Annotated in this window: 5 protein-coding genes and 1 pseudogene; 1 reads left to right on the top strand and 5 read right to left on the bottom strand. The window is 65.3% G+C overall.

Annotated elements, in window-relative coordinates; translation table 11 throughout:
- Nucleotides 1–427: pseudogene (locus tag A7D16_RS12325) on the top strand (integrase core domain-containing protein); the annotation flags it as partial.
- 328 nt (nt 428–755) lie between these two features.
- Here the strand turns inward: A7D16_RS12325 and A7D16_RS12320 are convergent.
- The 5 genes from A7D16_RS12320 to cls form a co-directional block, all read right to left on the bottom strand.
- Nucleotides 756–1202 carry a universal stress protein gene (locus A7D16_RS12320; RefSeq protein WP_064633116.1) on the bottom strand — a complete coding sequence of 149 codons (447 nt, stop codon included), beginning with the start codon at nt 1200–1202 and terminating at the stop codon, nt 756–758.
- Nucleotides 1203–1450: 248 nt separating this feature from the next.
- Nucleotides 1451–2032, bottom strand: a complete 582-nt coding sequence (locus tag A7D16_RS12315; protein WP_064633114.1) for a sugar O-acetyltransferase — start codon at nt 2030–2032, stop codon at nt 1451–1453.
- A 514-nt stretch (nt 2033–2546) separates the two neighbouring features.
- The gene (uvrD, locus tag A7D16_RS12310) at nt 2547–4733 is read right to left on the bottom strand and encodes a DNA helicase II (protein ID WP_064633112.1); all 2187 of its coding nucleotides are present in this window, start codon (nt 4731–4733) and stop codon (nt 2547–2549) included.
- A gap of 273 nt (nt 4734–5006) precedes the next feature.
- Nucleotides 5007–6401, bottom strand: coding sequence for an FAD/NAD(P)-binding protein (locus tag A7D16_RS12305; protein WP_064633110.1), 1395 nt, complete (start codon nt 6399–6401; stop codon nt 5007–5009).
- A 224-nt stretch (nt 6402–6625) separates the two neighbouring features.
- Nucleotides 6626–8044: a cardiolipin synthase gene (cls, locus tag A7D16_RS12300; RefSeq protein ID WP_064633108.1), complete on the bottom strand. Its 1419-nt coding sequence runs from the start codon at nt 8042–8044 to the stop codon at nt 6626–6628.
- Nucleotides 8045–8046 lie beyond the last annotated feature (2 nt).

Below are 8046 nucleotides of genomic sequence, written 5' to 3'. Positions count from 1 at the left end.
GGTTGCAGCGCAATTGCTGCGCAATGTGATCCAGGCGGTGCCCTACACCCTGCACACGGTTCTGACGGATAACGGCATCCAGTTCACCAACCGCAGTTCCGACCGCCATGCCTGCCCCCACATTTTCGGTCGAGTCTGCGAGGAGCACGGCATCGAACACCGCTTGACCAAGGTCAAGCACCCCTGGACCAACGGGCAGGTCGAGCGGATGAATCGGACCATCAACGAGGCCACTGTCAAACGCGTCCATTACGACGATCACGCACAACTGCAACAGCATTTGGCCGACTTCATCCACGCCTACAACTACGGTCGCAGGCTCAAAGCCCTGAAGGGTCTGACACCGTATGAATTCATCTGCAAACAGTGGACATCCGAACCCGATTTGTTCAAGGTGGATCCGATCCATCTAATGCCGGGACTGAACAACTACGTGCCGATGTGGGGTTTCATGCGCGAGCTGAGCCAGGATGCACAACACGGTTATGCACCGGCGCGTGCCGGTTCGCTGCTGGCGCATCCTGCTCCGCTGATGCATACCGAAGCACTACGGCGTCTTGCCCAGCCGGCACGCCGCTTTGCGGGTCAGCCGGAACCAATGGAAAACTGATCCGCTCGACGTAGGAGCACGCCTGCGTGCGATGAAGTGTTACCGATAACGCTTCATCGCGCGCAAGCACGCTCCTACGAAAGAATCTGCGCCCTGAACCATATGCCGCGTTGCGGGTGTTCTTGTGCAGCAAGACATCTGCCGATCAACGAATCACCAGCACCGGAATCGTGCTATGGGTCAGCACTTCCACCGTCTGGCTGCCGAGCAGCATGCGCCGCACACCGCGGCGGCCATGCGAGGTCATGATGATCAGATCGCTGTTGCATTCCTTGGCGGTCTGCACGATGCCTTCGGCCGCAAAGCGATCCAGCACGTGCCGCGGCGTGGCCTTGATGTTGGCGGCGGCGGCCAGCTCCAGCGCCGGGCGCAGGATCTTTTCGGCGGCTGCTTCGCGCTCGGCGCGGTATTCCGGGCTGGCCTCGTAACCCACACTCCAGCCCATTGCGTCGTACATACCCATTGCCCACGGTTCGGACACGGTGACGATATCCACTTTTGCAGCGGTCGCCTTGGCCAGCTCCAGGCCTTGGAACAAGCCGCGATGCGACAGCTCGGATGCATCGATGGCGATCAGGATTCGTTTGTACATGATGACCTCCCGGATGGACCGGCGGCCTCGCCGGCGACTTCAGATTGACAGCACTCAGCAACACATACCTTGATACGGATCAATCGGGCAACTGGCAGACGGTAACGCTTGCAATGCCGGCCCACCGTGGCGAGCGGCAGTCAAGCACGTGCCGGCAGCACGCGCGAACCTGCAGTGTAAAAGCGACATCCCTCGCGCGGTGTCGGCCGTGCCTGAATGACCGCACGCAGCCACCCTGTTCACCGCTGTCAGTCGGTGGGCACGGCATCGGCCGCGTGCCGCGGTTCGCGCACGCGCGCCGGGTTGCCAACGGCGGTGGCGCCGGCCGGCACGTCGCGCGTGACGACCGCACCGGCACCGATCAGCGCATCGTCGCCGATGCTGACACCGGGCAGGATGATCGCCCCGCCCCCGATCCACACGTTGCGCCCGATGCGGATTGGCCGCCCGAACTCCAACCCGCTGGCACGCCCGGCCGCATCGCGCGGATGGTCGGCGGCATAGAACTGCACCGCGGGGCCCACCTGGGTGCCATCGCCGATATGCACGTCGCAGATATCCAGAATCACGCAATTGAAATTGAGGAACACGCCCGCACCCAGACGGATGTTGTAGCCGTAGTCGCAATGAAACGGCGGCCGGATCACCGCGCCCTCCCCCACCTCGGCTAACCGCTCGACCAGCAATGCATGCCGCTGCGCGGGCGGCTGCGCGCCGGTGGCGTTATAGCGCACCATCCACTCCGCAGCTGCCGCCTGATCGGCCTGCAGCTGCGCATCGGCAGCGTTGTAGAGTTCGCCTGCCAGCATCTTTTGTTTTTCGGTTTGCATGCCGCCGCGTGCCTGTGTGCAATGAAGTGGTGGCAGGGTGGCATGGGTGGAGCTCGGTACGCATCGAGCGATGCACCAATCGACTCGATTACCGATCTAAAGCGGCTAATAAACGTAGTGCGCGCGCTTGGCAGCGAGGGCATGGTTTGTCGGCCGCAATGGTGGATGCAGTCGGAAATCCGGATCAAACCCTGAGTGAGTCGAGCGCGCAGTACCCTCGCCGCTCGCGGGACACGCCATGAACCCGTCCATGGGCTCGCTGGCGGCATCCATGCCGCCAACGGTCCCGCAATCGGTAAGGACACCGCACCAGATGGTTTGCTGGTGGTGTTATTGAAAGCCAAAAGCAACGGAGGCCACGCTTCATCCAGCTACCGCTTGCCGCACACAGTCACCCGATCTTGGCTCAGCGCGTAACCTGCACCAGCGGCCGGCTGCTCTTGCTCCGCTCACAATGCACTCGCGCGCCGTCTTCGCTGCCAAACAAAAAGCAATCGCAGGCAAGTGAAACTGACTACACCACCGTCAGATTCGCGTACGCCATCACCAGCCACTTGGCGCCGACTTCGTCGAATTGCACCTGCACGCGCGCATGCGCGCCGGCGCCTTCGTAATCGACGACCACACCGCCACCGAACTTGGGGTGCTCGACGTTGGCGCCGAGCTTGATCGGCGCCGCTTCCACCACGCCATGCACGGGCCCGCCGCGCGCCGCGCCCAGCGAAGCAGTGCGCGAAACCTGTACCTTCGGGCGCACTTCGTGCAGCAGATCGCGCGGGATTTCGCGCAAAAAGCGCGAGGGCACGTTGTAGTTGTCCTGGCCGTGGATACGCCGCGATTCGGCATAGCACAGCACCAGTTTCTGCCGCGCGCGGGTGATACCCACGTACGCCAGGCGCCGTTCTTCTTCCAGCCGCCCGCTCTCTTCCAACGAACGCGCGCTCGGGAACAGTCCATCTTCCAGGCCGACCAGAAACACGATGGGGAATTCCAGGCCCTTGGCCGAATGCAGCGTCATCAACTGCACGCCTTCTTCGCCGGCCTGTGCCTGGCCTTCGCCGGCTTCCAGCGAGGCATACGCCAGGAACGCGACCAGCTCGGTCATGCCCTGGCTGTCTTCATCGTCGGGGCGATTGAAGCGCGAGGCGACCGAGACCAGTTCGTCCAGGTTCTCGGTACGCGATTCCGAATCCAGCCCGCCGCGGCTTTCCTTGGCCCAATGCTCGCGCAGGCCCGAACGCATCAGCACGTGGTCGATGCGTTCGGCCAGTTCCATTGCACCGGTTTCGGCATGCAGCTGGCCGACCAGGCTCAGGAACGTAGCCAGGGCGTTGCGCGCGCGTGCGGCCAGCGTGTTCTGCTGCGTGCACAGCATCGCCGCTTCCCACAACGACAGCGCATTGGCGCGCGCCAACCGGCGCACTTCGTCCAGCGTGCGATCGCCGATGCCGCGCGTGGGCGTGTTGACCGCGCGCTCGAACGCCGCGTCGTCGCTGCGATTGGTGAGCAGGCGCAGGTACGCCAATGCATCCTTGATTTCGGCACGTTCGAAAAAGCGCATGCCGCCATACACGCGGTAGGGCAGCTGCTCGGAAATCAGCGCTTCTTCCAGCGCGCGCGATTGCGCGTTGCTGCGGTAGAGCACCGCCACTTCGCCGTAGCTGCCGCCGTCACGCACCCACTGCCGTGCGCGCTCGACCACATAGCGCGCTTCGTCCACTTCGTTGTAGGCCGCATACAGATCGATCGGGTCGCCATCGCCCGAGTCGGTCCACAGCTGCTTGCCGATGCGGTCCGGGTTGTGCGCGATCACCGCATTGGCCGCGCCCAGAATATTGGCGCTGGAGCGGTAGTTCTGCTCCAGCCGCACAGTCTGCGCACCAGGGAAATCCTTCAGGAAGCGCTGCACGTTTTCGACCTTGGCACCGCGCCAGCCATAGATGGCCTGGTCGTCGTCGCCCACCACGAACACGTTGCCGGACTCGCCGGCCAGCACGCGCACGAAGGCGTACTGGATGGCGTTGGTGTCCTGGAACTCGTCCACCAGAATCTCGCGGAAGCGCGCGCGGTAATGCGCCAGCAACGCAGGCGTGTCGCGCAGCAGTTCGTGCGCGCGTAGCAGCAATTCGGCGAAGTCCAGCAAGCCGGAGCGGTCGCAGCGTTCCTGGTAGGCCGCATACACCTGCCGGCGCACCTCGGTCCAATCGTCGTTGGGCTCGGGCTGGATGTGCTGCGGACGCCGGCCTTCGTCCTTCTGTTCGTTGATCCACCAGCTCATCTGCTTGGGCGGATACTTGCTCTCGTCCAGTTCCAGCGATTGCACCACGCGCTTGACCAGCCGCAGCTGGTCGTCGCTGTCCATGACCTGGAACCCTTCCGGCAAGCGCGCGTCCTGCCAATGCAGACGCAACAGCCGATGCGCGAGCCCATGGAAGGTGCCGATCCACATCCCGCGGCTGCCATTGCGCAGCTGCAGGTCGGTGCGGTGGCGCATTTCGCCGGCGGCCTTGTTGGTGAAGGTCACCGCGAAGATGCCGTGGTTGGGCACGCCCTGGACTTCATTGAGCCAGGCGATGCGATGGATCAGCACGCGCGTCTTGCCGGAGCCGGCGCCGGCCAGCACGAGGTAATGCCCCGGCGGTGCGGAAACGGCCTCGCGCTGGGCGGGGTTTAAATGATCGAGCAAATGAGAGACATCCACCGCAGCATTTTACCGGTTGTGGCGTCGCTGCGGCTGAGATTGCGATGAAGCGGTTGGGATTGCGAGGCTTCGCACGTACCCTCATCCGGCGCTATGCGCCACCTTCTCCCGGCGGGAGAAGGAACAAAGCCCCTCTCCCGGCGGGAGAGGGGGTGGGGTGAGGGTACGGGGCGAAGCCGCTCCCAATGGTGGGTGGCCCAAGGCTTCGCCCGTACCCCCATCCGCCCCTGCGGGGCACCTTCTCCCGAGGGGAGAAGGGAACAATCGGACCAATCACCGCCCCAGCATTACCAACACATCCCGCGCAATCGCCGCAGCCTGCTCGCGCAACTCCGGCACCGCCAGGCTTTCCCACAACGAACCGATACGCAGGCTACCGATCACCCGCAGCCGCGGATTGGTGCGGCCATCGGCATCGATCAGGCTACCGTCCGCGGCACTCTCCACACCGATCCCGTGCGGGCCGGCCACCGCAATACCCTGCCCCAGCAATTGCTGCAGCAAGGGGTTGCGCATCGCCTGCACGCGCATTTCCACGCCGGTGGCATTGACCAGGGTCTGCACATCCAGCTGCAACGCATGCACGGCACTGGCGGCCCCGGCGCTCACGCGTACGCAGGCGCCCACCTCGAAGGCCACATCCAGCCGCGCGCGATGCACCTGCAGCTGCCCACGTGCCTGCATCGCCTGCAGCTGCGCATGCACCGGTGCGGCGATGCGATGCCGATGCACATCCCAGTAACGCACCACATGCCGCAGAAAACGGCGCTGGTCGGCCACCGACAGCGTCTGCCACAGCGCCTGGCTCAACGGCCGGATGCGCTCCATCACGCTCTGCCAGGGCAGGCCCTGCGCTGCGGCGGCACGCACGTGCCGGCGCAGCGTGCGCATGCGCATGCGCAGCGGCATCGCCAGCAGCGGTTGCGGATCGAACGCGGCCACGCCGCCATGCGCCTGCGGCAACGGCAACAACCCATGCCGCGAGACCACATGCACGGCGCCGCGATGCGCCTGCGCCGCCAGCGTCACCACCGTATCGGCCATGCTCAACCCGGAGCCGACGATGCATACCGCCGCGTCCTGCGGCAATGCTGCCACCGCCTCAGTGTCCCAGGCCTCCACCCGCTGCGCATGCGACAACCCGGCGGCACCGCGCAGCGGTAGCGGCCGCAGCGCATTGCCGACCGCCAGCACCACGCTAGTGGCCTGTAGCGTTTGCCCATCGTCCAGCTGCAACAGCGCGCCGGCTGCGTTGGGCTGCAACGTCTGCACGCGTGCAGCGTGCATGGTCAGCGTTGCAGGGCTATGCACACGGGCAGCCTGCAGGCGATCGCGCAGATACGGCGCGTAATGCCGGCGCCCCACGAACTGCTGCGGCAGCTGTGCATCGTCCAGCTCGGGGCAACACGCATTCGCACGCAGGTAATCGACGAAATCCTGTGGCGCTTCCACCAACGCACTCATCCGCATCGCCGGCACATTGAGCAGGTGTTCGGCACGCGCTGTGGAATACGCCACGCCTTCGCCAAGCGCCGCGTGCGGCTCGATCAACACGATTCGCACCGGCGCGGTGGCCTGACGCAACAGCTGCAGCGCCACCAGCACACCGGATGCGCCGCCGCCGACGATGGCGATCACTGCATCGCCGGGATCACGCAATGTATTCATGGGGCAATTGTAGGCGATGCGTCACGCCGCACCGATGACAGCCGCCATCCGGCCGGCGCGCAGATAGAGCGGTCGCCTGACGCGTCCGTTGCAGGGCCGGCACTCCAGGGCCTGGCCAGGGCGTGCCAATGCGCGCTTGCTCGCACCACTGCCCCCACAGCCGCAGACATCGACACACCTACCAACCGGCACTGCGCCGCCCCAGACCACGCATACGCGCCCCCTTACATCAACGCATCGGCCAGGCGCGCAATGCCCTCGCGGCTGCGGCGCCAGGCCGGGCGGCGGCGCCACTGCTCCAGCTCCAGTTGGCGTGCATTGGCCAGATAGTCCTGTTCGATCTCGCGCAAGCGCCGCACCACGCCGCTGTCGTAGCACAGCATGCCGATCTCGGCGTTGAGCGCGAACGAGCGGATATCCAGGTTGATCGAGCCCACCAGCGCGATGTCCTCGTCCATGCTCAGATGCTTGGCATGCAGAAAGTGCGGGCGGTACAGCGCAATCTTCACGCCGCAGCGCAGCAGCTCTTCGAAATAGGCTTCCTGCGCCCACGCAGCCAGGCGCTGGTTGTTGCTCTCCGACAGGATCAACTGCACATCCACGCCCGAGACCCCGGCGATGCGCAACGCGCTCAGCAAGGCCTCATCCGGCACGAAGTAGGGCGTCACCAGCACCACCTTGCGCCGCGCCAGATGGATCACCGCATTGATCGCATCGCGCGCGTTTTCGAACGGGTACGCCGGCCCGCTGGGCAGCAACTGCGTGGCGATATTGGCCTCGCACACCGGTGCGTCCGGCCAGACATCCAGGCGCTGCCCGGTTTCGGTGAACCAGTCGCTGGCGAACACCGCTTCCAGATGATTGACCACCGGCCCGCGCACGCGCGCCACCAGTTCGCGATTGGGCACCCCATGGATGAAGCCGGCCTCGGCCAGATTCTGCGAGCCGACAAAGCCCACATGGTTGTCGATCACCGCAATCTTGCGATGGTTACGCAGATCCATGCGCCCGCTGCGACGCCAGCGCAGGCCGCCCGGCAATACCGCCAGCACCTCCACGCCGCCGGCCTGCAGCCGCTTGCGATAGCGCCGCAGACCGCGCTTGGCGCCCACCGCATCCAGCAGCACGCGGCAGCGCACCCCGCGCGCACTGGCGCGCTGCAGCGCCGCCACCACCGCATCGCCCACCGCATCGTCGAACATCAGGTAATACAGCAGGTGCACGCGTTTTTCGGCCGCATCGATCGCGGCGATCAGCGCCTGCAACGCGTGCGCGTAGTCGTCCAGCAATTCCACCGCGTTGCCCAGCGTCGGCATGAAATCACCTTCGCGCTCGATCAGCGGCACCACTTCGGCGCTGCTGGTGTCTGCCTGCGGGGTCCAGCGCAAGGCGTGCAATGGCAGTTGTTGTTCGCGAATCACCTGCGAGGCGGTGGCCTGCCGCTCCACCCGCAGACGCGACAACCAGGGGTGGCCGAACAGCAGATACAGCGGCAGGCCGACCACCGGCACGAAGCCGATCAGCAGCAGCCAGCTGCGCGCCGCACCAGGCGTGGTGCGGGCGGGAATCCATAGCAGCGCGGCCAGGCGGATTGTCCAGTCCAACGCCAGCAGCCAGGTCCCTGTCACCCAATCGGGCAGCATCA

It is taken from the genome of Xanthomonas nasturtii (assembly GCF_001660815.1).
Lineage (GTDB): Bacteria > Pseudomonadota > Gammaproteobacteria > Xanthomonadales > Xanthomonadaceae > Xanthomonas > Xanthomonas nasturtii.
Note: the sequence above shows the minus strand (reverse complement) of the source record. Positions and strands in the feature narration are given on the sequence as shown.

Coding starts and splice junctions, on each gene's coding strand:
- A7D16_RS12305 (WP_064633110.1), bottom strand. CDS start 6,401: ATGAATACATTGCGTGATCCCGGCGATGCAGTGATCGCCATCGTCGGC.
- A7D16_RS12320 (WP_064633116.1), bottom strand. CDS start 1,202: ATGTACAAACGAATCCTGATCGCCATCGATGCATCCGAGCTGTCGCAT.
- A7D16_RS12315 (WP_064633114.1), bottom strand. CDS start 2,032: ATGCAAACCGAAAAACAAAAGATGCTGGCAGGCGAACTCTACAACGCT.
- cls (WP_064633108.1), bottom strand. CDS start 8,044: ATGCTGCCCGATTGGGTGACAGGGACCTGGCTGCTGGCGTTGGACTGG.